General features: G+C 63.0%; 23 protein-coding genes. 13 read left to right on the top strand and 10 right to left on the bottom strand.

Annotated features, from left to right (window positions below; translation table 11 throughout):
- Nucleotides 1-32: 32 nt before the first annotated feature.
- From ACNAOT_RS00195 to ACNAOT_RS00205, 3 genes are all read left to right on the top strand, one after another.
- On the top strand, nucleotides 33-1,409 hold the full coding sequence (locus ACNAOT_RS00195; RefSeq protein ID WP_091464333.1) for a flavin monoamine oxidase family protein: 1,377 nt from the start codon (nucleotides 33-35) through the stop codon (nucleotides 1,407-1,409).
- An 84-nt stretch (nucleotides 1,410-1,493) separates the two neighbouring features.
- Entirely contained in the window at nucleotides 1,494-2,354 is an 861-nt protein-coding gene (locus tag ACNAOT_RS00200; RefSeq protein ID WP_420179555.1) for a universal stress protein, read from the top strand.
- 23 nt (nucleotides 2,355-2,377) lie between these two features.
- On the top strand, nucleotides 2,378-3,883 hold the full coding sequence (locus ACNAOT_RS00205) for an APC family permease (protein ID WP_364308610.1): 1,506 nt from the start codon (nucleotides 2,378-2,380) through the stop codon (nucleotides 3,881-3,883).
- 68 nt (nucleotides 3,884-3,951) lie between these two features.
- Here the strand turns inward: ACNAOT_RS00205 and ACNAOT_RS00210 are convergent, their stop codons facing one another.
- Nucleotides 3,952-4,515: a hypothetical protein gene (locus tag ACNAOT_RS00210; protein ID WP_420179557.1), complete on the bottom strand. Its 564-nt coding sequence runs from the start codon at nucleotides 4,513-4,515 to the stop codon at nucleotides 3,952-3,954.
- A gap of 401 nt (nucleotides 4,516-4,916) precedes the next feature.
- Between ACNAOT_RS00210 and ACNAOT_RS00215 the strand changes: the two genes are divergently transcribed.
- Nucleotides 4,917-5,300, top strand: coding sequence for a VOC family protein (locus ACNAOT_RS00215; RefSeq protein WP_420179558.1), 384 nt, complete (start codon nucleotides 4,917-4,919; stop codon nucleotides 5,298-5,300).
- A gap of 68 nt (nucleotides 5,301-5,368) precedes the next feature.
- On the opposite strand, the gene ACNAOT_RS00220 is transcribed toward ACNAOT_RS00215, so the two are convergent.
- Nucleotides 5,369-5,818: a DUF5997 family protein gene (locus ACNAOT_RS00220; RefSeq protein WP_062072297.1), complete on the bottom strand. Its 450-nt coding sequence runs from the start codon at nucleotides 5,816-5,818 to the stop codon at nucleotides 5,369-5,371.
- A gap of 33 nt (nucleotides 5,819-5,851) precedes the next feature.
- Here ACNAOT_RS00220 and ACNAOT_RS00225 point away from each other — a divergent pair, with 33 nt between their 5' ends.
- Nucleotides 5,852-6,577: a LysR family substrate-binding domain-containing protein gene (locus tag ACNAOT_RS00225; RefSeq protein ID WP_179018038.1), complete on the top strand. Its 726-nt coding sequence runs from the start codon at nucleotides 5,852-5,854 to the stop codon at nucleotides 6,575-6,577.
- Here the strand turns inward: ACNAOT_RS00225 and ACNAOT_RS00230 are convergent, their stop codons facing one another.
- A complete protein-coding gene (locus ACNAOT_RS00230) occupies nucleotides 6,578-7,276 on the bottom strand; it encodes a GntR family transcriptional regulator (protein WP_091464346.1) in 699 nt (232 codons plus the stop codon).
- Nucleotides 7,277-7,385: 109 nt separating this feature from the next.
- On the opposite strand from ACNAOT_RS00230, the gene ACNAOT_RS00235 reads away from it, so the two are divergent.
- From ACNAOT_RS00235 to ACNAOT_RS00250, 4 genes are read left to right on the top strand one after another with little or no spacing between them, the layout of a single operon-like run.
- A complete protein-coding gene (locus ACNAOT_RS00235) occupies nucleotides 7,386-8,144 on the top strand; it encodes a LamB/YcsF family protein (RefSeq protein ID WP_420179559.1) in 759 nt (252 codons plus the stop codon).
- A 46-nt stretch (nucleotides 8,145-8,190) separates the two neighbouring features.
- Nucleotides 8,191-9,540 (top strand): MFS transporter, encoded by a 1,350-nt coding sequence (locus ACNAOT_RS00240; protein WP_364308615.1) that lies wholly within the window; start codon nucleotides 8,191-8,193, stop codon nucleotides 9,538-9,540.
- Between the two features lie 6 nt (nucleotides 9,541-9,546).
- Entirely contained in the window at nucleotides 9,547-11,229 is a 1,683-nt protein-coding gene (locus ACNAOT_RS00245; RefSeq protein ID WP_420179560.1) for a 5-oxoprolinase/urea amidolyase family protein, read from the top strand.
- A gap of 7 nt (nucleotides 11,230-11,236) precedes the next feature.
- Entirely contained in the window at nucleotides 11,237-13,000 is a 1,764-nt protein-coding gene (locus tag ACNAOT_RS00250) for an acetyl/propionyl/methylcrotonyl-CoA carboxylase subunit alpha (protein ID WP_091464354.1), read from the top strand.
- A 2-nt stretch (nucleotides 13,001-13,002) separates the two neighbouring features.
- On the opposite strand, the gene ACNAOT_RS00255 is transcribed toward ACNAOT_RS00250, so the two are convergent.
- Nucleotides 13,003-14,256, bottom strand: coding sequence for a D-arabinono-1,4-lactone oxidase (locus tag ACNAOT_RS00255; RefSeq protein WP_420179561.1), 1,254 nt, complete (start codon nucleotides 14,254-14,256; stop codon nucleotides 13,003-13,005).
- A gap of 128 nt (nucleotides 14,257-14,384) precedes the next feature.
- On the opposite strand from ACNAOT_RS00255, the gene ACNAOT_RS00260 reads away from it, so the two are divergent.
- On the top strand, nucleotides 14,385-15,389 hold the full coding sequence (locus ACNAOT_RS00260) for a LacI family DNA-binding transcriptional regulator (protein WP_420179562.1): 1,005 nt from the start codon (nucleotides 14,385-14,387) through the stop codon (nucleotides 15,387-15,389).
- Here ACNAOT_RS00260 and ACNAOT_RS00265 read toward each other — a convergent pair whose 3' ends face one another.
- The 3 genes from ACNAOT_RS00265 to ACNAOT_RS00275 form a co-directional block, all read right to left on the bottom strand.
- Nucleotides 15,390-16,385 (bottom strand): bile acid:sodium symporter family protein, encoded by a 996-nt coding sequence (locus tag ACNAOT_RS00265; protein WP_420179563.1) that lies wholly within the window; start codon nucleotides 16,383-16,385, stop codon nucleotides 15,390-15,392.
- A 150-nt stretch (nucleotides 16,386-16,535) separates the two neighbouring features.
- Nucleotides 16,536-18,032, bottom strand: a complete 1,497-nt coding sequence (locus ACNAOT_RS00270; RefSeq protein ID WP_420179564.1) for a SulP family inorganic anion transporter — start codon at nucleotides 18,030-18,032, stop codon at nucleotides 16,536-16,538.
- 23 nt (nucleotides 18,033-18,055) lie between these two features.
- Complete coding sequence (locus ACNAOT_RS00275; RefSeq protein ID WP_091464366.1) at nucleotides 18,056-19,162, bottom strand: GTP pyrophosphokinase; 1,107 nt, start codon at nucleotides 19,160-19,162, stop codon at nucleotides 18,056-18,058.
- Between the two features lie 110 nt (nucleotides 19,163-19,272).
- On the opposite strand from ACNAOT_RS00275, the gene ACNAOT_RS00280 reads away from it, so the two are divergent.
- Both ACNAOT_RS00280 and ACNAOT_RS00285 read left to right on the top strand, forming a co-directional pair.
- Nucleotides 19,273-20,094, top strand: coding sequence for an alpha/beta hydrolase (locus ACNAOT_RS00280; protein ID WP_420179565.1), 822 nt, complete (start codon nucleotides 19,273-19,275; stop codon nucleotides 20,092-20,094).
- A gap of 39 nt (nucleotides 20,095-20,133) precedes the next feature.
- Nucleotides 20,134-21,072 (top strand): carbohydrate kinase family protein, encoded by a 939-nt coding sequence (locus ACNAOT_RS00285; protein WP_420179566.1) that lies wholly within the window; start codon nucleotides 20,134-20,136, stop codon nucleotides 21,070-21,072.
- Between the two features lie 6 nt (nucleotides 21,073-21,078).
- Here the strand turns inward: ACNAOT_RS00285 and ACNAOT_RS00290 are convergent, their stop codons facing one another.
- On the bottom strand, nucleotides 21,079-22,140 hold the full coding sequence (locus ACNAOT_RS00290; protein ID WP_420179567.1) for a glutathione S-transferase family protein: 1,062 nt from the start codon (nucleotides 22,138-22,140) through the stop codon (nucleotides 21,079-21,081).
- Nucleotides 22,141-22,210: 70 nt separating this feature from the next.
- Between ACNAOT_RS00290 and ACNAOT_RS00295 the strand changes: the two genes are divergently transcribed.
- Nucleotides 22,211-23,020, top strand: a complete 810-nt coding sequence (locus tag ACNAOT_RS00295; RefSeq protein ID WP_420179568.1) for an HAD family hydrolase — start codon at nucleotides 22,211-22,213, stop codon at nucleotides 23,018-23,020.
- Here ACNAOT_RS00295 and ACNAOT_RS00300 read toward each other — a convergent pair.
- On the bottom strand, nucleotides 23,017-23,946 hold the full coding sequence (locus tag ACNAOT_RS00300) for a methyltransferase family protein (protein WP_420179569.1): 930 nt from the start codon (nucleotides 23,944-23,946) through the stop codon (nucleotides 23,017-23,019). The two genes, ACNAOT_RS00295 and ACNAOT_RS00300, sit on opposite strands and share 4 nt — an antisense overlap.
- Complete coding sequence (locus ACNAOT_RS00305) at nucleotides 23,943-24,809, bottom strand: SDR family oxidoreductase (RefSeq protein ID WP_420179570.1); 867 nt, start codon at nucleotides 24,807-24,809, stop codon at nucleotides 23,943-23,945. The genes ACNAOT_RS00300 and ACNAOT_RS00305 overlap by 4 nt, the downstream gene beginning before the upstream one ends.
- Nucleotides 24,810-24,850: the final 41 nt, after the last annotated feature.

The raw sequence follows: 24,850 nt of genomic DNA on the forward strand, positions 1-24,850 counted from the left end.
CAGCCACCACGGACGGCCACGGAGAGGACATCATGCAGAATCTTGACCGCGACGTTGTGATCGTCGGTGCCGGACCGTCAGGGCTGACGGCGGCACGTGAATTGAAGAAGGCCGGACTCAGCGTTGCCGTGCTCGAAGCACGCGACCGGGTGGGCGGCCGCACCTGGACCGACACCATTGACGGCGCCATGCTGGAGATCGGCGGCCAGTGGGTTTCCCCCGACCAGACAGTGCTCATGGAACTGCTGGACGAGCTCGGCCTGAAAATGTACTCGCGCTACCGCGACGGTGAATCCGTCTACATCGGCGAAGATGGCAAGCGCACCCAGTACACCGGTGACACGTTCCCCGTGAACGAAACCACCAAGGCCGAGATGGACAAGCTTGTTGCCATTTTGGACGGCCTCGCCGCCGAGATCGGTCCCACCGAGCCCTGGGCACACCCCAAGGCACGCGAGCTGGACACCATCTCCTTCCACCACTGGCTCCGCCAGAACTCCAACGACGAGGAAGCCTGCAACAACATCGGCCTCTTCATCGCCGGTGGCATGCTGACCAAGCCGGCTCACGCTTTCTCCGCACTGCAGGCAGTCCTCATGGCAGCCTCAGCCGGGTCCTTCAGCCACCTGACGGACGAAGACTTCATCCTGGACAAGCGCGTCATCGGAGGCATGCAGCAGGTCTCGCTGCTGCAGGCAGCAGAGCTGGGTGACGACGTCGTACTTAACAGCCCGGTTCGCACCATCAAGTGGGACGACAACAACGTGACTGTCGTGTCTGAACAGGCAACCGTCAATGCGCGGTTCGTGATCATGGCAGTGCCGCCGAATCTGTACTCCCGCGTCTCGTTTGAGCCGCCGCTGCCGCGCCGCCAGCACCAGATGCACCAGCACCAGTCGCTGGGCCTGGTCATCAAGGTCCACGCCGTGTACGACACACCGTTCTGGCGCGAAGAAGGGCTATCCGGCACGGGCTTCAGCGCAGGCGCGCTGGTCCAGGAGGTCTACGACAACACCAACCACGGCGACACCCGCGGCACCCTGGTGGGCTTCGTGTCCGACGAAAAGGCTGACGCCGTGTTCGAGCTCAGCGCCGAAGACCGCAAGAAGGCCATCCTCGAGTCCATCGCCGGCTTCCTCGGCGACAAGGCGCTCACCCCCGAGGTCTACTACGAGTCCGACTGGGGCTCCGAAGAGTGGACCCGCGGCGCGTACGCCTCCAGCTACGACCTCGGTGGCCTGCACCGCTACGGCAAAGACCAGCACGCGAACGTCGGACCGATTTACTGGTCCTCATCCGACTTGGCAGCCGAGGGCTACCAGCACGTGGATGGCGCCGTCCGCATGGGCCAGGCAACGGCCGCCCGCATCGTCGAGGCCAACAGGCTCGCCGCGGTGCCTGTCGCCTAAGGCATACAGCACTAAACCGGCAGGCTGGGGGAGCACCATCCCCGGCCTGCCGGCTCCACTGTTTAAGACGAGAAAGGGACCACCATGCGCTACGTAGTGGGTTATACCGCCAACGCGAGGGGGCACGACGCCGTTCACCTTGCCGTTGCGCTGGCCAGGAACCACGACGTCAGCCTGGACTTGGTCCTGGTGATCCCGCAGGATTCCCCCTTCAATGCGGTCTACCCGCCTGAGGCCGGCTACAACGACATCCTCAACGAGCAGGCGCAGCGCTGGTTGGACGAAGGCCTTGCGCTGGTTCCAGCCGACGTCACCGCCCGTGCCCACATCAGGCGCGGCGACTCCGAAGCGCAGGCGTTGATCGACGCTGCCGTGGAGATGGACGCCGCGGCCCTGGTCATCGGCGCAACCAACGGTGGCCTGTTCAAGCGGTTCACCATCGGCTCCGTTGCGGGTTCGCTGCTCCATTCTTCGCCGGTTCCGGTCGTTTTGGCCCCCCACGGTTACCAGCGGACGGAGCCGATCACCCGTTTGAGTTGCGGTTTTGGGACGCGTCCGGGCGCTGATGAACTGCTCGACGTCGCGGTCGAGTCCGCTCGCGACCGTGGCCTTCCGTTGCGGCTCGTCTCGCTGTTGGCGCTCGACGGCGGTAACTCGCCTGGGTTGGCCGACGCGGCCTGGATGCATGCCGCAGAGCGGCTTGCCGCCGTCGGAGGTTCTGCTGTGGAGACGCCGGAACCTGAGATCGTCGTCGCGCAGGGCCGCACCATCGAAGAAGCCGTTGACCGACTCGACTGGGAAGACGGCGAAATCCTGTTGATCGGCTCCAGCCGCCTGGCCCAGCACCGGGCCACATTCCTTGGCACCACCGCCAACCGGATCCTGCGTGCCCTCCCCGTCCCCATGATCGTGGTCCCCCGCGACTACACGCGACAAAGCTCCTAGCAATCGCCTGAGAGGCAAAACCCATGTCAACTGCACCAAAGACGGTCCAGTCGAAAGAAACACCATCCCTGAGTGAAAAGGGGCTGAAAGCCGGATCGGTGGGCCTGATCGGCGCCGTCGTGATTGGTGTTTCCTGCATCGCACCCGCTTACACGCTTACAGCTGCCTTGGGCCCCACCGTGTCCGAGGTTGGCGTCCATCTGCCGGCCATCTTCCTGGTGGGCTTCATCCCCATGCTGCTGGTAGCGCTTGGCTATCGCGAACTGAACAACGCAATGCCCGACGCCGGCACCTCCTTTACGTGGGCGACGCGCGCCTTTGGTCCATGGATCGGCTGGATGGGTGGCTGGGGGCTGATCGCGGCAACCATCATCGTGCTATCCAACCTCGCCGCCGTCGCCGTGGACTTCTTCTACCTGATGCTCGCGCAGATTTTCAGTAACCCGGAACTAGGGGAGCTCAGCAAGATCCTGCCGCTGAACATCGCCACCACGCTGGTTTTCATTGCCTTGGCGTGCTGGATTTCCTACCGCGGCATGGAGACCACCAAAGGCGTCCAGTACGTGCTGGTGGCCTTCCAACTACTGGTCCTCGGCTGGTTTGCCGTCTCAGCGTTTGTGCACGTATCCAACGGGACGGCGTTCGACGCCACCGCAATTTCGCCCGACTGGTTCAACCCGTTTGCCGTGGACTCCTTCTCCTCGTTCGCCGCGGGTGTGTCACTCTCGATCTTCATTTACTGGGGGTGGGACGTCACCCTCACCATGAACGAGGAGACGAAGAACCCCGAGAAGACCCCGGGCCGGGCAGCGACCATCACTGTGCTGGTCATCGTGATCATCTACATGACCATTGCACTGGCTACGCTCTCCTTCGCGGGCGTGGGGGAGACCGGATTGGGTGCCGGCAACCCGGAGAACCAGTCCAGTATCTTCGCCGTGCTTGCCGGTCCCGTGATGGGTCCGTTCGCCATCCTCATGTCGTTGGCCATCCTGAGCAGCTCGGCGGCGTCCCTGCAGTCGACGTTCGTTTCACCCGCCCGCACCATGCTGGCCATGGGTCACTACCGCGCCATCTCGCCGCGCTTTGGCCGTATCAGCCCCACCTACAAATCGCCCAGCTTCGCGACGATCGCGGCTGCGATCGCTGCCGCCGGTTTCTACGTGATCACCCGGACCGTGTCGGAGAACGCGCTGTGGGACACCATCACCGCCTTGGGAATGATGATCTGCTTCTACTACGGCATCACCGCCCTGGCCTGCGTCTGGTTCTTCCGGGCATCAGCGTTTAGTGGCGTCCGGGCGTTCTTCTTCAAGTTCCTGGCCCCTTTGTTGGGAGGCGTGATCCTGCTGGTCATGTTCGTGAAGACCGCCATGGACTCGATGGACCCGGAGTATGGCTCGGGCTCGTCCGTTGGCGGTGTGGGCCTGGTGTTCGTGCTGGGAATGGGCGTGATCTTGCTCGGCGTGGTGGTCATGTTGGTGATGTATCGCCTGCGTCCTGAGTTCTTCAAGGGCAAGGTTCTGTAGTTTTCTCCCGACCTCCCGCCGAGGTGGCATTTAATACCAATGTTGCTCGCTGGGATGGTCATTAAGTGTCATCTGGGCGAGGGGAGGGCGGCCGTTGGGACGCCCGCTGCCCGTTCGGCTGCCGTGAGGGCTTCCGCGAGTCGCTCGACGGCGGCACGGTAGTCAGTTCCTGCTGTCACCTTGCAGTAATCCGCCTCGCGCATGGCCCGCGTAAGAGCCGCTGTTTCGGCAGTCCTGACGTCGGTCATGGCCGGAAAATCGATGGTCCGCGCAGGATCGAGCTCGTACTGGCGCCACTGCTCCAGGATCCTTTCGTGGCGGGCTGCGTCGTCCGGGAAACCAGCACGACGGCGGGGCTCAGCTGCGTGGATGCGCTCCACTTTGCGGATGCTTAACAGCGTTCCTGCCGCAGTGGCGATGCCGACGAAAACCATGATGAGCCCGGCCGGTGCCCATTGCACGGCAGGGACGAGAATGGCGGGCGCTATGACAACGAACCCGCCGAACACGTCCCAGAAGAGCCCGTCCGGCTCCTGGCCGCGGCCGTGTGTCAGTTTCCTGTGCAGGACATACGCGGTTGCTGTGGTTGCGAGAACCAGAGCTACACCCCACAGGAGCATCATGGCGGGCATCGGACCACCTCCAGGCGAATTCGCTGCTTTGAATTCAGTATGCGGCAGTGTCTGCTTGGGCGCGAGGGGCAATGGGAGTGCTTGAAAAACGGATAGCCAACTCTCGGTAGACTCTGTGCCAGTGGGCAAGAGCCTGCCGCATTGTTAACAAACAAAAGACCCGACTGCAATCGGGTCTTTGTTCAGCGCGATGCGCTCTTTGGTGCGATTCAAGGGCTTACTCCTTGATGCTCACGCCTCAAGAGTATGCCCCTTCGCGGGCGGGGTGCAAGCACTCTGACCGCGATCGCACCCTTCCTCAGTGAGGGGGTGCAGCATGTCTCGACGACGGTCGCGGGCTTGTCCGTGGCCGTCGTCCCGAGGTGCTTCGATGTCGGACCCCCGGGCGTAGCCTTGGCAGCATGAGACTGAAAATGTGCAGCATCCACGTCAAGGACCCCGCAGCAGCCCACGTCTTCTACACGGAGACGCTCGGCTTCGAGACCTTGATGGCCATGCCCGAGTACAACCTTTTCATCATCAAGGATCCCGGCGCGGACAACAGCAATTCGCCAGGGCTGCTGCTGGAGCCCAGCGATAACCCCATCGCCTCGAATTACATGAACGCCCTGCACGAGTCCGGCCTGGCCGCGATCACCTTCGGCGTACCCGATGTCCAGGCCGAGTACGAGCGTTTGCTTGCCGCGGGTGTGACGTTCCAAGGTGAACCCTCCGAGGATCCTTCAGGCGTCAGCGCAGTCTTCGACGACGGCTGTGGCAACTTCATCCAGCTGCACCAGGACTAGCCCGGCTTAGGCACCCGGCCTTAAACAACTGTGGCCGGGACGCAGGTCCCGGCCACAGCTCGTGAAAACTACGCGTGATCGCGCTTGGAGGTCTTCGGAGCATCACGCTTTGCGGCAGCGTTGTCCCTTGCTTCCTTGGTGGCGGCCTTCTTGGCAGCTTCGTCCTTGACGCGCTGCGCTTCGGAGCGGACAGCAGCGTGTGTGGCGCGTTCGGTGACCAGCCACTGCGGCGGTGCCTGCAGCAGCTCGGTGATTTCCGCCGTCGTGAGCGCATCCTCTACGCCGCCGCGGGCGAGGCCGCTGATGGAGATGTTGAGCTTGTGCGCGACGACCGGGCGCGGGTGGGGGCCGTTGCGGCGCAGTTCGGCGAGCCACTCCGGCGGGTTGGCCTGAAGTTCGGCGAATTCCTCGCGGGAGATGGACGAATCCTGGAACTCCTGGGGTGTTGCGGGCAGGTAGATGCCGAGTTTCTTGGCAACTGTTGCCGGCTTCATGGACTGGGAGTTCGAGGACGTCATGCTTCAAGGGTATCTGGCCGGTACTGTGAGTGTGTGCCAGACGCTGAAGATTCCGCCGAAACAACCGAACCCCTTGCCGGCCTCCGCTTCGCCTATGTTGCCGGTGTGACTCCTGGGAAATGGATCCGGCGGTGGGAAGAACGGATGCCCAACTTCCCGTTGCACTCATTCATGTCCGACGACGCCGCTCAGGTTTCGGTGTTGCGTGACGGTTCCGCTGACCTTAGCTTCGTTCGGTTGCCCGTGGACCGCGAAGGCCTGAACGTTATCCCTTTGTATGAAGAGCAGCCCGTGGTGGTCGCTCCCAAAGGACACGAGATTTCGGTGTTTGAGGAAGTTGCACTGGACGACCTCGCCGAGGAGAACTTCCTGGATATTGACGAAATGGGCGGGCCGGACATGGCCCTCCAGGTGGTCGCATCCGGCGCCGGGTTGGCGATCCTGCCGATGTCCGTTGCGCGGCACCTGAACGTCAAGGACACGGTCATGCGTCGTCTGACAGGGGCTCCGGGGACGCAGATCGGCCTGGCCTGGCTGGTTGGAACCGACAGCCCGGTGATCGAAGAGTTCATCGGAATAGTGCGCGGGCGGACAGCCCAGAGTTCTCGCCAACCCTCGGCTCAGCAGGAAAAGCCCAAGAAGGAGCCCAAGCCTGATCGTCGTGGCGGTGGCCCCAAGAAGCCCGCGGTTGCGCAGCGCTACGCCCCGAACCCGGACAAAGGTCGCGGCAAGGGTTCACGCAAGAAGGGCAAACGCTGACTACTCGCCGTGGATGGCGCTTTGTTGCTGCTCTGAACGGTTGAGGTAGGCCAGTAGAAGGTCCCCGGCACGCTCCAGCTCGCCCGCTTCCAATGCTGAGCAGATCTGCTCATTTTCCTTCAGCCAATCGCTGTAGAAGTGGGCGTTCATTGTGGCCTTGTGGAAGTAGAGCCGCATTTCGGCCAGGATCTGCGCCATGATCGTGTTCAACCGGTTGCTCTCGGCCAAGGCGACGATGGCCCCGTGGAAATGCTGGTTGGCGCTGCCCAGGCCCTCGTTGTCGTTGGCTGCAGCCGCGCGCTTACCTTCTTCGACGGCGGCCCTGACGGCGGCAATGCGCTCCGGGGAACCGCCCGCTCGGATAGAACTGACCTCTATGGCGCGGCGAACCGTGTAGACGTCGTGGATATCGCCTGCTTCGAGGGTGGCTACAAAAACGCCCTTATTGGGCTGGCGGAGAAGTAACCGCTCCCCAGCCAGCTCGGCGAATGCTTCGCGGACCGTGTTCCGGGAGACGCCCAGATCCTCAGCAATGGTGGCTTCCGTCAGCTTGGCGCCCGGGACAAGGAAACCTTCGGCCAGCTGGTAGCGCAGTTCTTCGGCGACCCTCTCGGCAACGGACGGAACTTTCATCCGTACCCGGGCCCGCGCGCTATCAAGGCCAACATGTTCGTTTCTTCCCTGATCTGCACTGGCCATGACACCAAAAATACACGATTGCCGAAAACCAGGATCGCTGGATCGTTGAACAATCCGGCAAAATGGTGCATGCTGGATGTAACGCACATCACGAGGCAGGGATCACATCATGGCAATCATCGATTTGAACAGCGACGTCGGCGAGTCCTTCGGGCGCTGGACACTCGGCGATGACGAAGCCATGTTCGAGTCCGTCTCCAGTGCCAACGTTGCGTGCGGATTCCATGCTGGCGACCCCAGCGTCATCCGCAGCACCTGCGAAAAGGCGGCCAAGGCCGGCGTCGTTATTGGCGCCCATGTCGGCTACCGCGACCTCGCTGGATTCGGCCGCCGCTTCATGGACATCGACCCCATGGAACTGGCTGATGACGTGGTTTATCAGATTGGCGCGCTGCAGGCGTTGGCGGCCACCTCGGGAGCCAGCGTTCAGTACGTGAAACCGCACGGCGGCCTTTACAACGCGATCGTCAAGCACACTGCCCAGGCCCGCGCTGTGGTGGAGGCCGTGAAATCGGTTGACCCCAACCTTCCGATTCTTGGCCTCCCCGGTTCCGAGGTCCTGCGCCTCGCGGAGGAAGCAGGCCTTCGGGGCGTTTCCGAAGCATTCGCGGACCGCGCTTACAACCCGGACGGAACGCTCGTCTCGCGCTCCCAAGCCGGGGCCGTGTTGCACGATCCAGCCGAAGTAGCAGAGCACGTCCTGCGAATGGCCACTGAACAAGCCGTCAGAACCATCGACGGTTCCCTCCTAAAAATCCGCGCAGAGAGTATCTGCGTGCATGGTGACTCACCCGGTGCCGTCGCGATGGCCACCGCTGTGAAGTCTGCTCTGAGCGATGCCGGCGTCGGAGTCGGCTCGTTCCTCTAGCCCACTTGGGCTCCCCGCACCATCCCTCATCCCCCCGGAGGACATCATGACCAGCACCAACAATGCACCCAAGGCAGCGACAAGGAAGCCGCCGCCCGGTGCCATCAAGGCGTACGTCGCCAGCCTCACCGGCACGTCGCTTGAGTACTACGACTTCGCTATTTACTCGGTGGCCTCGGCCCTCGTGTTCCCCAAGATCTTCTTCCCGGGCAATGACGAATTCGTCGCGTTGCTGCTGTCCTTCTCGGCCTTCGCGGTTGGTTACCTGGCCCGACCGATTGGTGGCGTCATCTTCGGCCGCCTGGGCGACAAGATCGGCCGTAAATACGTTCTGGTCTTCACCCTCGTCCTGATCGGCGTGGCTACGGTCCTCATCGGTGCACTGCCTGACTACTCAGTGATTGGAGTCGCAGCACCCACCATCCTTGTGCTGCTGCGATTGGCGCAGGGCATTGGCGTTGGCGGCGAATGGGGCGGCGCAGTGCTGCTTTCCAGCGAATTCGGTGACCCCAACAAGCGCGGATTCTGGTCCTCCGCGGCCCAGATCGGCCCGCCCGCCGGCAACCTCATGGCCAACGGCGTTCTTGCCATTCTTGCCGCTTCCCTCAGCGAAGAGGCCTTCCTCTCCTGGGGCTGGCGCGTAGCCTTCCTGGCCTCTGCACTCTTGGTGGTCTTCGGCCTGATCATCCGACTCAAGCTTGAGGAAACGCCGGTCTTCAAGGCCATCCAGGCCCACGGAGATCGTCCCAAGGCTCCCATCAAGGAAGTCTTCACCACCCAGCCCAAGGCCTTGGTCGCAGCAGCGCTCTCACGTGTTTGCCCGGATATCCTTTACGCCCTGTTCACGGTGTTCGTCGCTGTTTATGCCACCAAAGAACTGGGCATGACCACCGGCAACGTGCTGTCCGCCATCCTGATCGGCTCGGCTTTCCAGCTGTTCCTGATCCCGGCGGCAGGTGCACTGACGGACCGCTTCAACCGTCGCTGGGTCTACGGCATCGCGGCAGCAGCTACCGCCGCCTATATCCCGCTGTTCTTCCTGATGATTCAGGGCAAGTCCGTAGCCATGCTGACCATCGGTACCGTCATTGGCTTGGCACTCCACGCCTTCATGTATGGCCCGCAGGCCGCATTCATCACCGAGCAGTTCCCGGCCCGCCTTCGCTACGCCGGCAGTTCCTTGGCATACACCCTGGCTGGTGTGATCGGTGGAGCCGTTGCTCCCATCATCTTCACAGCGCTCTACGGTGCCGCTGGCGGCGGCTGGTACCTGATCGCCGTATACATCCTCGTCGCAGCTGTTGTCACGATCGTGGGCATGCTCCTCGGCCGTGACCCCAAGCCGGAAGAAGATGTCCGTTTGGTGCAGGGGACGCACGCTCAGCCGGCGGCGTAGCGAAAGATGGAAACCGTGATGCAAACCGCCACCGCGAAAAGGGTTCGCTCTGTCAGGCCCGTCGGCACCCGTGCCGTCCTGGCCGAACTGAACAGCCTGCAGGATGTCCTTGCCCTTCAGGACATGCTCTACAAGTCCCCGCTTCCCGGCCAAGTGGACGTTCTGGCCGCCGCGGAAACTGTCATGGTGGTCGGCGAGTCGGCGGCTGCAACCCGTGCCATTGGCGCGCGGCTCCTGGAGTTGGAGCTTGCTCCGCTGATCGCCAGCGACTCTGGTCTTGTGGTCATCGATACCGTGTACGACGGCGACGACCTCGCCGATGTTGCGGAGCTCACCGGGCTGAGCGTGGACGGCGTCATAGCCGCGCACACGGGACAAATCTGGACAGTGGCCTTTGCTGGCTTCGCACCCGGTTTTGGCTACATGGTGGGCGAAAATGAGGCCCTCACGGTTCCCCGCCGCTCTTCACCGCGCACGGCGGTGCCCGCCGGATCCGTGGCTCTCGGTGGACAATACTCCGCCGTCTACCCACGCCGTTCTCCGGGAGGTTGGCAGCTGATCGGCCGGACAGGGGCCCGGATGTGGGATCTGGACCGTTCCCAACCTGCATTGGTTCGTCCTGGCGATCGCGTGCAGTACCGGGCCGTCCGCGAAGTGGTGACAGCTAAAGCACCATCGAGCGGTGACGCCCCGGCGCGTGAACCCGAAAGGGAGCATCACGTTGAGTCCGGTCTTCGGATTCTCAATCCGGGTGCGCAGAGCCTGATCCAAGATCTCGGGCGCCGAGGCTACGGTCCACTGGGGGTGTCCGCTGCCGGTGCGCTGGACAGGGCATCGTTGCGGCGGGCCAACCGGCTTGTCGGTAACGCTTCGTCTGCCGCAGCAATCGAATCCGTAAGTGGCGGGCTCACGGTGGAAGCTGTTGGCGACCAGGTGATTGCTGTGACAGGTGCGCCGACCACGCTGACTATCGAGTCGCCGTCGTGGTTTGAGCCCGGTGACGGGGCCGACGACGACGTCCAGCCGGGTGCGAAGCGAACTGCCCCGATGGCCGCACCCTTCGCGCTGCTCGACGGCGAGGTACTCACCTTGGGCGCTCCGGAGTCGGGATTCCGGAATTATGTGGCGATCCGTGGCGGCGTGGACGTTCCTGAGGTGCTGGGCAGTCGCTCGGCGGACACGATGTCCGGCATCGGGCCGGCACCATTGGCAGTCAGGCAGGTCGTGGCCGTGGGTGGCGCTACGGCATCCACGGCTGTTGGCAGTCCTGAGTTGCAACCTGAATTCCCGGGGGACGGAGTCACGGTGCTGGACATCGTTCCCGGGCCGCGTGCCGACTGGTTCGACCAGGAAGCCCTGGATTCCCTCTGCAACCAGGAATGGCTGGTCACTCCGCAGTCCAACCGTGTGGGCATGCGACTGGATGGCACGCCGCTGAAGCGAACCCGCCAGGGTGAGCTTCCCAGCGAGGGCACCATGGCGGGAGCGCTCCAGATCCCACCCGCGGGACTCCCCGTGCTCTTCCTGGCGGACCACCCCATCACCGGCGGATACCCCGTGATCGGCGTGGTGCGCGACGAGCACCTTGATCTCGCCGCGCAGGTCCCCATTGGCGGAAAGATCCGCTTCCGGCTCGTCCCGGATTCCCCAGAGTTCATCACGCCTTTTACGAAGACCCCAGAGAAGTGAGTATTTGATGCGCAAGGTCCTGATCGCGAACCGCGGCGAAATCGCTGTCCGCGTCGCCCGAGCCTGTGACGACGCCGGCATCCTCTCAGTCGCCGTTTACGCAGACATCGATGCCGATGCCATGCACGTTGGTGCTGCCGACGAAGCCTTCAGCCTGGGCGGAAACTCGCCGGCTGACACCTATTTGAACATCGCGAAGCTGCTTGCCGTTGCCGCGGAGTCCGGCGCGGACGCCGTCCACCCCGGGTACGGTTTCCTTTCCGAGAACGCGGACTTTGCACAAGCAGTGCTCGACGCCGGACTTGAGTGGATCGGTCCCTCACCGGAATCGATCCGCCAGTTGGGTAACAAGATCACGGCCCGCGAAATCGCTGTCCGCGCAGGTGCTCCGTTGGTTGCGGGCAGCGACGGACCAGTGTCCTCGGCTGCGGAAGCCCGGGCCTTCGCGGAGGAACATGGACTTCCACTTGCCATCAAGGCTGCTTTCGGCGGCGGCGGCCGGGGTTTGAAGGTGGTTCGGGAGCTCGCCGAAGTGGAAGAGGCCTTCGATTCTGCAGTCCGGGAAGCAGTGGCTGCCTTTGGTCGTGGCGAGTGCTTCGTGGAGCAGTACCTTGACCGGCCTCGGCATGTGGAAGCTCAGATCATCGCGGACAAGCTCGGCAACGTTGTTGTGGTGGGCACCCGCGACTGCTCCCTCCAACGTCGCCACCAGAAGCTCGTGGAAGAGGCTCCCGCACCCTTCCTCAGTGACACGCAACGCCAGCAAATTTACGACGGTGCGAAAGCAATCGTGCGTGAAGCCGGCTATTACGGTGCCGGAACCGTGGAGTTCCTGGTCTCCGCTGACGGAGCAGTGGCCTTCCTTGAGGTCAACACCCGCCTCCAGGTTGAGCACCCCATCACTGAGGAAACTGCAGGGATCGACCTCGTCCAAGAGCAGTTCCGAATTGCTGCAGGCTTGCCACTGAGCATTACGGAAGATCCCGTCGCCCGAGGACACTCCTTCGAGTTCCGCATCAATGCTGAGGACGTGGGCCGCGGCTTCCTGCCCTCCCCGGGGACAGTGGAACTCTTTGAGGTGCCAACAGGCCCGGGAATCCGTGTAGACACCGGAGTTCGTTCGGGCTCGTTTGTCGCGCCGCAATTCGATTCTTTGTTGGCCAAGCTGATCGTCACTGGCGCTGACCGGCAGCAGGCCCTTCGCCGCTCGCGGCGTGCCCTGGCCGAAATCAATATCAGGGGGCTCGCGACGGTCCTGCCGTTCCACCGCGCGGTCCTCGAGTCCGAAGATTTCACGTCCGTTGCCGGAATGCGGGTTCACACCCGGTGGATCGAGACGGACTTCGCAGACCAGATCCCTGTGGACCCCGAATACAACGTGGTCGCCCCGGAAGGGGAGCGACGCACCATCACCGTTGATGTGGACGGCAAGCGGCTCGCCGTAGGACTTCCCGCGGACCTCCTGGACGGCTGGGCGCGTTCGGGGCAGGGCATTCCTGCTTTTACGACTCCGACCGATGCGCCGGGTTCCGGCTCAGGCACCGGCGACTCTCCCGCAGAATCCGCCCTCGTCTCCAGCATGGCCGGGACCGTAGTGAAGTGGCTGGTGGAACCCGGCACTGACGTAGCAGCCGGGGATCCTTTGGTGGTACTGGAGGCCATGAAGATGGAGACCCAGGTCTCGGCACACCGTTCAGGCACTCTCTCCGAGGTGTTGTCAGAGCCCGGCGGTGTTGTCACTGCCGGCGCCGTGCTGGCTCACATCGAGTAGCGCTAGGCGTGCGTCGCGGCGGAGATTCCCAGCACGCTGTCGAGCAGCTCATTGCGGAACTTCCCACTTGGGTCATTGGCCTGAACCAAAGCTCGGAAATCCTCGAACCGCGGATAGAGAGAAGCGAAGTCGTACTGACTGGGCGTGAACAGTTTGCCCCAGTGCGGGCGCGCACCGAACGGACGGAGGGCTTCCTCGAGCTCCGGGAGCACCGCTTCTACCTCGGCCTGCAGCGGCTTCCACGTGAAGTGGAGTGCCACGCTTTGCTGCTGGTAGAAGGGGCTAAGCCAGAACTCATCAGCGGCCACGGTGCGGATTTCGGAGACGAACAGGAGCGGTGCGAGCTTGTCGGCCAGTCCCCGGACAGCCTGCAGCGCGGCCGGCGCCTGTTCCAGCGGCAAGAGGAACTCGCTTTGCAGCTCCTCGCCGTTGCTGGGCGTGAATTCGTGGCGGAAGTGCGGCAAACGGTCAAGCCACTTGCCGGCCACATCCAGCTGCTCGGTGCAGTTCTCCGCGGACATGTCCGGCAAGGGATGCATGGCAGCCGTTGCAGCGGTTGCCCCAAACAAGTCAGGCAGCGGAGCTTCAGTGTCCAGTGCCTTGAGCCAAACCTGGGGAATGGTGTCGCCGGTGTAATCGGTGAAGAAGCTGACACTGTAAGCACTCGAAGCGATGGCCTGGAAGTTCGCCAGTGCGCCCTCCCAGGACAAGTTGGTGAGCACGCGCTGTCGTACCTCATAGCTCGGCCGGACAGCGAGCTCCAGCCCTGTGACGATGCCAAGTGCGCCCATTCCCACCACGCTGGCGAGAAATTCGTCGTCGTCCGCCGTGAGGGTGACGAGCTCGCCGGAGGCGCGCACCAGGTCAACACTAACGACGGCGGCAGCCAGGGAGGGGTTGTTGACTCCACTGCCGTGCGTGCCGGTTTGGATGGCACCCGCGACGGAGATGTGTGGGAGGGAGGCGAGGTTGTGGATGGCGTATCCCTGTTCCTCAAGCGCGCGGCCGAGGGCTCCGTAGCTGATGCCCCCGCTGACTTTGACGGTGCCCTTCGCGGCGTCCAAAACAACTTCCTGGGGGAGGGCATCGAGCAGGAGGTGGGTACCGTCGGTGTCGGCGACCGTGTTGAAGGAGTGCCGGGAACCCAGGGCCTTGATCCGCGTTGCCTGGGCTACAAGCTCGCGCAGTTGCTCCACAGTAGTGGGCCGCTGGACGTCCGCAGACGAATACTCAAGATTTCCTGCCCAGTTCTTCATTGAATGATCTCCCGCTTGTATTTGTAGACTCCCGCAATTGTTAACGTTCACAACTAATTGCGTCAAGGGGAGTCCACCGCGGTTGCGGATAGAGTTCAAGAAATCCGCTGTCTACCAGGAGTCGCAACGTGAGTAAGGGATCCAAACCCACCATCCGGGATGTTGCGATGGCGGCGGACGTATCACTGACCACTGTCTCCTATGTGCTTTCCGGCCGTCATGGCGGCACCACCCGGATCAGCCAGCCCACGCAGGACCGGGTTCTGGCAGCGGTCAAGGAACTGGGTTACGTGCCCAATCAAGCCGCGCGGGGAATGCGTCGCGGCAAAACGGACGTGGTTGCCGTGGCAATCGGAAACCTTGAATGGCCTTGGGATCGCGCACTCGCCACTGCCGCGGCCGACATCCTGCCGCAACACGGTTATCAACCGGTGATCCTGCTGGGCGACGACTGGCGGAAGTTCATGATGTCCGGGGGCGCCGACGGCGTCATCATTGGCTACTTCCCTGAAGCAAGGTCCGAGGACGAAGCAGTCACTGAATTGGCCCGCCGCGGCGTTGCCCAAGTAGTCATCTCAGGCACCATGAAGCCTGCTGGATTCGATGTCCTTGCCCCCGAGACCGACTCCGGGCTCGCGGACTGCATGGAATTCCTCACGGCGTCGCACCGCAGAATTGCCTGCATCCGGAGAGCTGACCCGGCTGGGCGACCCAAGAGCCGCTTTGCCGCCTACGCAGCCGGGCTGGAGAAGGCGGGCATTCCCTTGGACGCGTCCTTGGTTAGGACTTCACATCACCGCCCGGCCACTGCCTATCAGTCCGCCCTGGAATTGCTCCAACTCCCGGATCGACCCACGGCCATCCTCTGCACCGACGACATGGAAGCGCTGCAGACGATCCGTGCCGCCTACCGCCTTGGCCTCCGCGTTCCCGAGGACATCCAGATCGTCGGCGTCGGGAATTCCACAGAGGGCCAGGACTACGATCCGGCTCTGACGACTGTTGGGCCGGACCCGATCTTCGAGCAGGTTGTCCGGATGCTGCTGGACCGGTTGGCGGGAACCACCCCGGCCGAGGGCATCCGGGTTGCGTCACCGTGGAAGCTGCACCGCCGCGGCACGACGGAGGGCTAGCTAGTCCTTCAGTGGACGCCGTGCCAGCCAAGCGGCCACGATCGCCCCCGAGATGTTGTGCCACAGCGAGAACACGGCCGACGGCAGCGCTGCCAAGGGGCTGAAGTGTGCGGTGGCCAACGTCGCGGCAAGGCCCGAGTTTTGCATTCCCACCTCGAATGCCAAGGCCCGGCGTGCTTTGTCGTCCAGACGGCCGAGCTTGCCGGCCAAGTACCCGAGGCCCAGGCCGAAACCGTTGTGGAGGACTACCGCCAGGAACACAATCGCGCCCGCGGCAACGATCTTGCTGGCGCTACCGGCCACGACGATCGCCACGATCAGTGAAATCACGACGGCGGACGCCCACGGAAGTGCCGGGAGAACCTTTGCGACGAGCTTCGAAAGAAAGAGCCGGGCCACAAGCCCTGCGATCACCGGCAGCAGCACGGTCTTTACGATGTCCAACACCATGGCGCCGGCATCGATGTGGAGGAAGGACCCGGCCAGGAAGAGAGTCAGCGCGGGGGTCACGATCGGCGCGATCAATGTGGAGACCGAGGCAACAGCTACAGACAGAGCAACGTCGCCCTTGGCCAGGAATGCCATGACGTTCGAAGCGGTGCCGGAGGGCGCGCAGCCGACCAGAATCAGGCCAACGGCCAGCTCGGGTGGCAACTGCAGGAGCACGGCAATGAGCCATCCAGCGCCGGGCATGATCACATAATGCGCCACGATGCCGAGGGCCACAGCCCACGGACGCCGGGCCACCGAAGCGAAGTCCGGCGGGGTCAGCGTGAGGCCCATACAGAACATAATGACGCCAAGCAGGTAGGGAACCGCGACGCCCATCGGTTTGAAGAGGTCTGGGATGAGGAACCCCAGAATGCCTGCAACCACCACCAACAGCGGGAACACTGTGACCGCGATACGCGCAATCTTGGCTTCAGCTGCAAGCGCTGCATTGACGGGAGCAGTGGGTTCTTCGGTTTTCGTTGGTGAATTGGTTGCCTCAAGCATTCATCCATGCTCACACCCGCACGGTGGGCACTACTAATTCTTTACTTGCAGGGGAGCGTATATGTCAGATGACCGCTGTTTGTACCCAAGTAGGTCGCAGTTAAGACCGTTTTGAGCGCTCAAAACGGCCTTAACTGCGACCTACTTGGGTTAGGAGTTGAGCTTTCCCGCCAGCCGTTCGCGCATACGAATACTGGCCTCGTTGAGTCCTATGAACTCCACCTCACGGCCGTGATTCCGGTACTTCTCGGTCACGGAATCCAGCACTGCCACCGTTGAGGCGTCCCAGATGTGTGAGCCATGCAGATCGATGATCACTCGATCTATGCCTTCTGAGGAATCTTTCGCGTAGTCGAACTGCGTGTACAGGTCATTGGACGAGGCAAAGAACAATTCGCCGTCCACCGTGTACGTCGCGACAACTTCGCCGTTGAGCTCGAGTTCCGTCCGCTCCACAGTTGCGAAGTGGGCCACCCGGCGAGCAAACAGCACCATGGCGGTCAAGACGCCGACGCCGACACCTACCGCGAGGTTGTGCGTCGCCACCACGGCGGCAACGGTGATGAGCATGACCGCGGTCTCGGACTTCGGCAGACGCCTGAGCGTTGAGATGCGGACGGAGTGCCAGTCGAAGGTGATCAGCGAGACGAAGATCATCACGGCCACGAGAGCGGCCATGGGGATCTGGCCCACAACATCACCCAGGACCACCACGAGCACCAGCAGGAACACGCCGGCCAGGAACGTGGAGAGCCGGCTGCGAGCCCCTGAGCCCTTGACGTTGATCATGGTTTGGCCGATTACTGCGCAACCACCCAGACCACCAAGGAAGCCCGTGACAATGTTCGCGGCACCCTGGCCCCAGGAAACGCGCGTCTTGTTGGAACGTGTGTCCGTGATATCGTCCACCAGCTTGGCTGTCATCAGTGATTCGAGCAGGCCCACCAGCGCCATGGACAGGGCGAAGGGCGCAATGATCTGGAACGTCGCCAGGTTCAGGGGAACGTTCGGCAGGAAGAATCCGGGCAGGCTATCAGGGAGTTCTCCCTTGTCGCTGACTGTCGGAACATCGATATTTCCGAGCACGGTAACCAGGGTGATGGCCACGATTGCCACCAACGGTGCAGGAATGGCCGTGGTGATGCGGGGCAGCCCGAACACGATCACCAAGCCCACAATGACAATCGGATAGACCATCCACGGCACGTTGAAGAGCTCGGGCATCTGGGACATAAATACCAGGATGGCCAAGGCGTTCACGAAGCCGATCATGACGGACCTCGGGATGAAGCGCATCAGCTTGGTGACGCCCAGGACCGCCAGGATGATCTGGAAAATACCAGCCAGGATGATCGTGGCAATCAGATAATCCAGCCCGTGTTCTTTCATCACCGGTGCGATTACCAAGGCCACGGCACCGGTCGCCGCGGAGATCATGGCCGGCCGCCCGCCCACGATGGCAGTGACTACGCCCATGGTGAAGGACGCGAAGAGGCCGATGCGCGGATCCACCCCGGCGATCACCGAGAACGCGATCGCCTCGGGGATCAAAGCCAAAGCCACCACGAGTCCCGCAAGGGATTCGGTCAGCAGGCGGCGGGGCGAGCGGAAGGTCGCCCGTAGTGACATGAGTTGCTCGGGAGTCATGGGTCCTTACAGGTGCAGTTGTCCTAGGGCGCAGTCTGTCGGTAGCGCTCAATCTGCTTAAGGCGCCGCTGGAGGCTGTCGCGCCGCGGGTGCGGGACGACGTCGGGCGCCTCAGCGGTGAGATCAATGTGTTCGGTTCCGTACTGCCACAGCAGGAGGTCATCCAAGAGGCGGTCCGGACCGGGGGAGTATCGGTGGTCCAAGGCCTTGCGGACCTCGGTGATGCGGTTGGCGCTCAGCAGACCCGCAAGCTCCACGGTCTTGGTGAGTCCGTGGGCGGCGAGCAGTTCGGCAGCCCATCCCCAGTCGTCATCAACTTTACGGTCAACGTGCGGCAGAAGCGTACGCCAGACGTCCCGGACACGGTTGGGTGTCAACGGCATGCCGCCATCGCCCTCGAGATCCCAGTAGCCGCGGACTTCCTCGTAGCGTTCGTGAAGATCGGCGAAGGCGCTCTCCACGGTTTCCAACATGGCCGCGGTGGCCGTGAACTGGCGGTCGAAATGCGGTGTCCAGGCCCGCGGGTCTTCCGCCTTAAAGCGAATATCGTGCTCGATCTCGCTCCAGGCGTGCGCAAACACGGTACGAATCTGGCACTCGAAGAAATAGCTGCCATTGGCAGGCATCTCCGGGTTGAAGACGTGCTGGTATTCCTTCACGGCCTCGTTCTGGATGGTGCGCAGAATGAGGTGCCGGCTGGAATAGCCATAGGTTCCTGACTCAATGGAACCAATGTCCTTCTCGCGGTCGCCACGGCAATCGAAGAGTTGCCGCTGGCGCTTGATGATGTTGGCCACCGCAGCGTTTTCCGCGGGTAGCTTGGTGATGACGCGGATGCCCACCATGTCGTTCAAGGTGCGGAAGGGGTCCGGAAACTTGAGCACACGAGGCCCACCCGGCTCCAAGGGGTCATCCGTACGGGAAATCTTTTCGCGGAACGACTCGACCGTTTTGGTCCGTCCCGTGACAAACAAAGGGGTGACCTCTGCGTCGTTCAACATGTCACGCAAAGTGAGCAGCACATCGCGCGTGACCCGCTTCAGGGCGGGGCGAACACGCTCATAGAGCGCCACATTCGCATCCACTGCGTCGCGCTGAGCCTGGTCCAGGCTGTCCCAATTGCTTGCCATGCCCCCAGCTTACGGGGCGGGTCCGACACCCAACTGAGCCACCCGCCGTCGGGGTGCCTCTAGCCAAACTTCCGAAACGTCACGATAGGCTCAGTACAAAGGAGGGCGCAATGTTGCGGCACAAGTACAGCTACGGCGAACACCCCAGTCAGTGGGGCGAACTCTTCATACCTGAACCGTCCAACGGAAACCATCGCGGCGCGTCCAGCGTCGCCGGTGGAATCGCCGTTGTGATCCATGGCGGATACTGGCGCTCACAGTACGGCGCTGAGCTCGGTGAGCCCCTGGCGCGCGACCTCGCAGCGCACGGTATTACCGCCTGGAACCTCGAGTACCGGCGGGCCGGTAATGGTGGTGGTTGGCCCCATACTTTCGAGGACATCCTGGCCGGCATCGACCATCTGTCCGAGATCGCGGGTGTCCACGACCTTCAACTTGGCAAAGTAGTGGCGCTCGGTCACTCGGCCGGCGGCCACTTGGCCGTCTGGGCTGCGGGCCGGCAGCGGCTTTCGGATATTGGAACGCCCGACGCCGACCGCCAGCTCCAGCGCACTCCTGAGGATAACGCCGTCCACCTGACAGGCGTGGTCAGCCAGTCAGGCCTCCTGAACCTTGCGGCAGCGGAGAAGCTAAACCTCAGCAATGGCGCCGTCTGCAACCTCATGGGCGGGGATTCCCATAGATTCCCCAAACGGCATAAGTACGCCGACCCTATGAGCTCACTGCCCATCGATGTCCCCGTCTATGCCGTGCATGCCACAGATGACGAGGACGTTCCTGCAAGCCAGTCCGAAGCGTACGTCGCGGCGGCAACGGCGGCAGGAAGTGCGGCCCAGCTGCTGCGCGTCCCTGGCGACCACTTCGACCTCATCGACCCCAAGGCCGTGGCGTACAAGAAATGCCGTGAACTGGTGCAACGGCTGCTCTCGTAATCTGTGGTTCGTGGGGCCAGCCTCTGGCAGAGTGGTCCCATGCTGACAGTCATTGGTGAGGCCCTGGTCGACGTCGTTCAACGTTCCTCGGGAATCGAAGCCCACGTAGGCGGGAGCCCCCTGAACGTTGCCGTCGGGTTGGCCCGCTTGGACCATCCGGTGCAGTTCATCGGTCGCTACGGCCGGGACGCCTACGGTGATTCCGTTGCCGCGCACTTGCGCTCGAGTTCCGTGATGGTGCCGCTACCGCCGGACGAGAAGCCAACCAGCGTGGCCACCGCGCAGATCGACGACGACGGCGCCGCCACCTACGCTTTCGACCTCGCCTGGGAGCTACCCGGGCTCGCCGGTCGGTTGCCGCTCATGCTGCAGGGCTCCACCCTGCTGCACACCGGTTCCATTGCCACCTTCCTGGAGCCTGGCGCCGCAGAGGTGCTTGCCGCCGTCGAGCATGCCCACCCGAGCAGCACTATCAGCTTCGACCCGAACTGCCGTCCCAGCATCATCACGGATGTCGAATATGCGCGAACGCAAGCCGAGCGCTTTGTGGTGCTTTCCGACGTCGTGAAGGCCTCGGACGAGGACCTTGAATGGCTGTATCCCGGCGTCGATCCGCTGGAATCCGCGCGTCGCTGGCTGACCTTGGGTGGTGCTGAGGGTCCGGCCCTGGTGGTGGTAACACGTGGTTCACGTGGCCCGTGGGGCGTAACGAGGGCCGGTGAAACTCAGGTTCCCGCACCATCCGTGAACGTTGTGGACACAGTGGGCGCGGGCGATTCGTTCATGGCGGGGCTCCTGTCCGCGATTGTGGATCACGGGCTGGACGGCGCGCAGAACCGTGGCGCTTTGAGGGCAATGCCCGCAGAAACCCTGGCAGCCATCATGGATCACGCAACACGTGCGGCTGCCGTGACGGTGTCACGGGCCGGTGCGAATCCGCCCACGCGGGCGGAGCTCAACCACGGAGTGCATAAGTAAAGCTGCTCAGCTGGCCCCGTGCCCTGCGGCCACTTCCTCGCCCGCTTTCACCGGGCCTGGCGGAGTGCCGTCGCCGAAGGGGCTTCCGCGTAGGGATTCCCGTCCGTGATCAGTAAGCCATCCGGATAGGTCCGGGCCCACAGGGACAATCTTGGTGGGGTTAATATCCTCGTGCACCATGTAGTAGTGCTGCTTGATCTGCACGAAATCGATGGTGTCCCCGAATCCCGGTGTCTGGAACAGGTCCCTGGCGTAGGCCCACAATGCGGGCATCTCGCTGAGTTTGTTGCGGTTGCACTTGAAGTGGCCGTGATAGACGGCATCGAAGCGCGCCAAGGTGGTGAAGAGCCGGACGTCGGCCTCGGTGATCGAATCACCCACGAGATACCGCTGGCTCGCTAGGCGCTCCTCCAGCCAGTCCAAGGCATTCCACAGACGGGTGTAGGCCGCCTCGTACGCTTCCTGGGATCCGGCGAAGCCGCACCTGTAAACGCCATTGTTGACTTCGGTGAACACGCGCTTGTTGACCTTGTCGATTTCCTCGCGCAGGTGCTCCGGGTACAGCTGTGGCGCTCCCGGGCGGTGGAACTCTGTCCATTCTGTAGAGAAGTCCAGCGTGATTTGGGGGAAGTTGTTGGTCACCACTGCGCCGCTGGGGACGTCCACCATGGCCGGAACAGTGATTCCGCGAGGGTAGTCCGGGAAACGGCGGAAGAATGCTTCCTGCAGTCGCTCGATGCCCAGCACGGGATCCACACCATCCGGATCCAAATCGAAGGTCCAGGATCGGGCGTCGTGGGTGGGGCCAGGCTGGCCGAGGCTGATGACATCCTCCAAACCAAGAAGCCGGCGCACGATCACGGCACGGTTGGCCCAAGGGCAAGCCCGGGCTGCAATCAACCGGTAGCGCCCCGGCTCCAGGGGCCAGCCGGGCTCGCCGTTCGGTCCGGCAGCACCGTCGCGGGTGATCCTGTCCTCGATGTAATTGGTGTCCCGGGTGAACTCGTCGCCGGTGACGTACGCCCCGCGGGTGCTGTGTTCTTCGACTTCGCTGGTCTTCTCACTCATGACTTCACACTATGCCGCGCTCCCCGAACCGCGCGACCTTGTGGGCCGTGGGCCCACGTAGACTGGCCTGATGCGGCTCGTAGCAAGCGATATTGACGGCACCATCCTCGGTCACGACGGCAAAATCAGTGACCGGACCATCAAGGCATTCCAGGCGTGCCGCGACGCAGGGGTGGAACTCGTCTTCGTCACGGGTCGTCCGCCGCGCTGGTTGTACCCGCTCCAGGAGCAGCTGGGTCACAGCGGAATCGTGATCTGTTCCAACGGTGCAGTGGTGTGGGATCTCGAAACCGAGAAGGCCCTGTCCTCGTCTGTCCTTGGTGCCAAATCCGTCTTTGAAGCCCGCCGCATCATCAAGTCCATCAGGCCCGATGCCCTGTTTGCTGTGGAGACTCTCACGGGCTTCCAGCTTGAGCCGGGCTTCATCGAGAACGAAACCAGCGAGCTGCTCGCTGAGTTCACCCCCGCGCCGCTGGCCGAGACGCTCACGGCGGATGACGCCGTCGTAAAGTTCCTGGCGATCACCCGCAAAGGTACGCCGGACGAGTTCCTGGCTGAAGTGCAGCCGGCCGTCGCGCATTTGGTGAGCACCACGCATTCGGCGCCACGGACGGCAATGCTGGAGATGTCCGTTCCGGGCATCAATAAGGCTGTCACGCTGGCCAAGTACGCCGAATCGCTGGGTATCGAAGCCGCTGACGTCGTGGCGTTCGGTGACATGCCCAACGACATCGAAATGCTGCGCTGGGCCGGTCACGGTTACGCGATGGCCAGCGGCCACCCGGAGGCCATCCTCGCCGCCGGGCAGCAGGCGCCGCACTTCGACGACGACGGCGTGGCCCAGATTCTCGAGGCGAAGCTCACGGAGCAGCGGGTCTAGTTTCCTCGCAGGCGCGGAATCCAGCACCGCACTGAGTCGCGGTATCGCTGGAACTCGGTGCCAAACCGACGTTCCAAGTCGGCTTCTTCGTGTGGCCTCACAGCGTAATTCCATAGAAGTGAACCAATCACCGCGTAGGCAACCACCAGCCACGAACCCAGCATCAGCCCCACAGCTGCTCCTTGGGAGATGCCTGCCACGGCCATGGGATTCCGAACCCACTTATACGGCCCGGCGATGACCAAGCGGTTGGGCATGGCGGAGGGCAAGGGGGTTCCGCCTCCGGCAGAGGACATGGTCACCGCGGAAGCGATCCCGAGGGAACTGGCGAGCACCAGCACCACGAAACCGGCGGGCGGTGCGGCGGAGGGAAACGGCAAGGAAACGTTCCACCGCTGCTCGATCCACCAAATGGCTGACGGAAGAACCACCAGGAAGAAACCCCAGAAGAGGACCAACTGCCCCATGGTTGCGCCCACGTTGGCTGCAGTACTGCGACGGTTGGACGCCGGACGGAACGCAAAGGGTCCCCGCACGATCAACTCCGTAGGGACACGGCCTTGCACCACAAAGGACAGCGCAACCATTGAACAAGCGGCGGCGGCCAACATGATCAGGACGCCCCACCCCGCTTCGGAAGTGATAGTTGCGTAGATGGCCAAGGCGACAGCAACGAGGCCAGTCCAACCAGCGGCCACCACGGCCGCAGCCCTGACGCCGAACGCTGCGACACCCGAGACGATGACGAACAAGGGAATGTCGAAGGCGGCTACGGCGACCGGGTCCAGGCTGCCGAGAGTGGCAGTGCGTATGACCGGTGACAGGAAAACTCCCACCCACCACGCCAGCCCGGCCACGGCTTGGACAGCGAAGTAGATCCGGCCCCACGCTTGCGCCCGCGAAGCGGTAGGAGCCTCGCGATTCACGGGTGCCGTACGCCCTCACCGGCCAGCAAAGCGCGGTAGCCCTCCTTGTAAGTGGGAAAGGTGAATTCGAAACCTGTCGCCCGCAGGCGTTTATTGGAACAGCGCTTGTCGCCCGGGCCGGCGTCGGACGCGTTCCCAGGTGCCGCCGTCGGGGGTTCAGGGCATCCCATTTCAGAGGCGAGGAACCGCATGACGTCGCCCATTTCCGCCGCGTAGTCATCGACGCCCACGTAGACGGGATCAGGAACCGCCTCCATGGTGGTGAGGTGCACGATCATGGCCGCGGCGTCGTCCCGGTGAACGCGGTTGGTATGCCGGGGCTGGGAAGGGATGACGGCCGTGCCGCTGCTGACCTGATCGATCAGCCGGGTGCGTCCCGGTCCGTAGATTCCGCCCAGCCTTAGGGAGATGGGCCGGGTTTTGGTCCCCTGCGTCCGGCTGAACAACAGGTCTTCGGCTTCCACCAGTACCCTGCCGCTGAACCGTGTGGGCTCCGTGGGCGTGGACTCATCCACAACAGCTCCGCCGGAATCCTTATACACAGCCGTTGAGGAGACGAACAGGATCCGCTGCGGCTCGATGGACTGCCGTTCCAGTGCGTCCAACACGTTCTTCACGCCGTTCAAGTAAGCCGCGCGATAGGCCTCTTCTGTGGACGTGTCGGCGGCGATAGCCACCACAACAATGTCCACGTCCTCCGGCAGTTCCGGGACTGCGACGGAGAGGTCCGCGAACATGCCGCTGATTTCGGCGGGTAGCTTTTCAGGGGAACGGCGCAGGCCAACCACATTATGGCCCGCAGCTGCGAAGCGCAGTCCAACTTCCGTTCCAAGGTCGCCGCAGCCGGCAATCAACACAGTCATGCCCCTAGTTTGTCAGTCCCGCAGTGTCATCTGGTTCCCAG

The sequence above is a fragment of the Paenarthrobacter sp. TA1.8 genome, assembly GCF_048595705.1.
Lineage (GTDB): Bacteria > Actinomycetota > Actinomycetes > Actinomycetales > Micrococcaceae > Arthrobacter > Arthrobacter nitroguajacolicus.

Coding starts and splice junctions, on each gene's coding strand:
- ACNAOT_RS00290 (WP_420179567.1), bottom strand. CDS start 22,140: ATGAGTGAGAAGACCAGCGAAGTCGAAGAACACAGCACCCGCGGGGCG.
- ACNAOT_RS00250 (WP_091464354.1), top strand. CDS start 11,237: ATGCGCAAGGTCCTGATCGCGAACCGCGGCGAAATCGCTGTCCGCGTC.
- ACNAOT_RS00220 (WP_062072297.1), bottom strand. CDS start 5,818: ATGACGTCCTCGAACTCCCAGTCCATGAAGCCGGCAACAGTTGCCAAG.
- ACNAOT_RS00205 (WP_364308610.1), top strand. CDS start 2,378: ATGTCAACTGCACCAAAGACGGTCCAGTCGAAAGAAACACCATCCCTG.
- ACNAOT_RS00235 (WP_420179559.1), top strand. CDS start 7,386: ATGGCAATCATCGATTTGAACAGCGACGTCGGCGAGTCCTTCGGGCGC.
- ACNAOT_RS00240 (WP_364308615.1), top strand. CDS start 8,191: ATGACCAGCACCAACAATGCACCCAAGGCAGCGACAAGGAAGCCGCCG.
- ACNAOT_RS00245 (WP_420179560.1), top strand. CDS start 9,547: ATGGAAACCGTGATGCAAACCGCCACCGCGAAAAGGGTTCGCTCTGTC.
- ACNAOT_RS00200 (WP_420179555.1), top strand. CDS start 1,494: ATGCGCTACGTAGTGGGTTATACCGCCAACGCGAGGGGGCACGACGCC.
- ACNAOT_RS00255 (WP_420179561.1), bottom strand. CDS start 14,256: ATGAAGAACTGGGCAGGAAATCTTGAGTATTCGTCTGCGGACGTCCAG.
- ACNAOT_RS00275 (WP_091464366.1), bottom strand. CDS start 19,162: ATGGCAAGCAATTGGGACAGCCTGGACCAGGCTCAGCGCGACGCAGTG.
- ACNAOT_RS00270 (WP_420179564.1), bottom strand. CDS start 18,032: ATGACTCCCGAGCAACTCATGTCACTACGGGCGACCTTCCGCTCGCCC.
- ACNAOT_RS00210 (WP_420179557.1), bottom strand. CDS start 4,515: ATGCCCGCCATGATGCTCCTGTGGGGTGTAGCTCTGGTTCTCGCAACC.
- ACNAOT_RS00280 (WP_420179565.1), top strand. CDS start 19,273: ATGTTGCGGCACAAGTACAGCTACGGCGAACACCCCAGTCAGTGGGGC.
- ACNAOT_RS00215 (WP_420179558.1), top strand. CDS start 4,917: ATGAGACTGAAAATGTGCAGCATCCACGTCAAGGACCCCGCAGCAGCC.
- ACNAOT_RS00265 (WP_420179563.1), bottom strand. CDS start 16,385: ATGCTTGAGGCAACCAATTCACCAACGAAAACCGAAGAACCCACTGCT.
- ACNAOT_RS00295 (WP_420179568.1), top strand. CDS start 22,211: ATGCGGCTCGTAGCAAGCGATATTGACGGCACCATCCTCGGTCACGAC.
- ACNAOT_RS00195 (WP_091464333.1), top strand. CDS start 33: ATGCAGAATCTTGACCGCGACGTTGTGATCGTCGGTGCCGGACCGTCA.
- ACNAOT_RS00285 (WP_420179566.1), top strand. CDS start 20,134: ATGCTGACAGTCATTGGTGAGGCCCTGGTCGACGTCGTTCAACGTTCC.
- ACNAOT_RS00305 (WP_420179570.1), bottom strand. CDS start 24,809: ATGACTGTGTTGATTGCCGGCTGCGGCGACCTTGGAACGGAAGTTGGA.
- ACNAOT_RS00230 (WP_091464346.1), bottom strand. CDS start 7,276: ATGGCCAGTGCAGATCAGGGAAGAAACGAACATGTTGGCCTTGATAGC.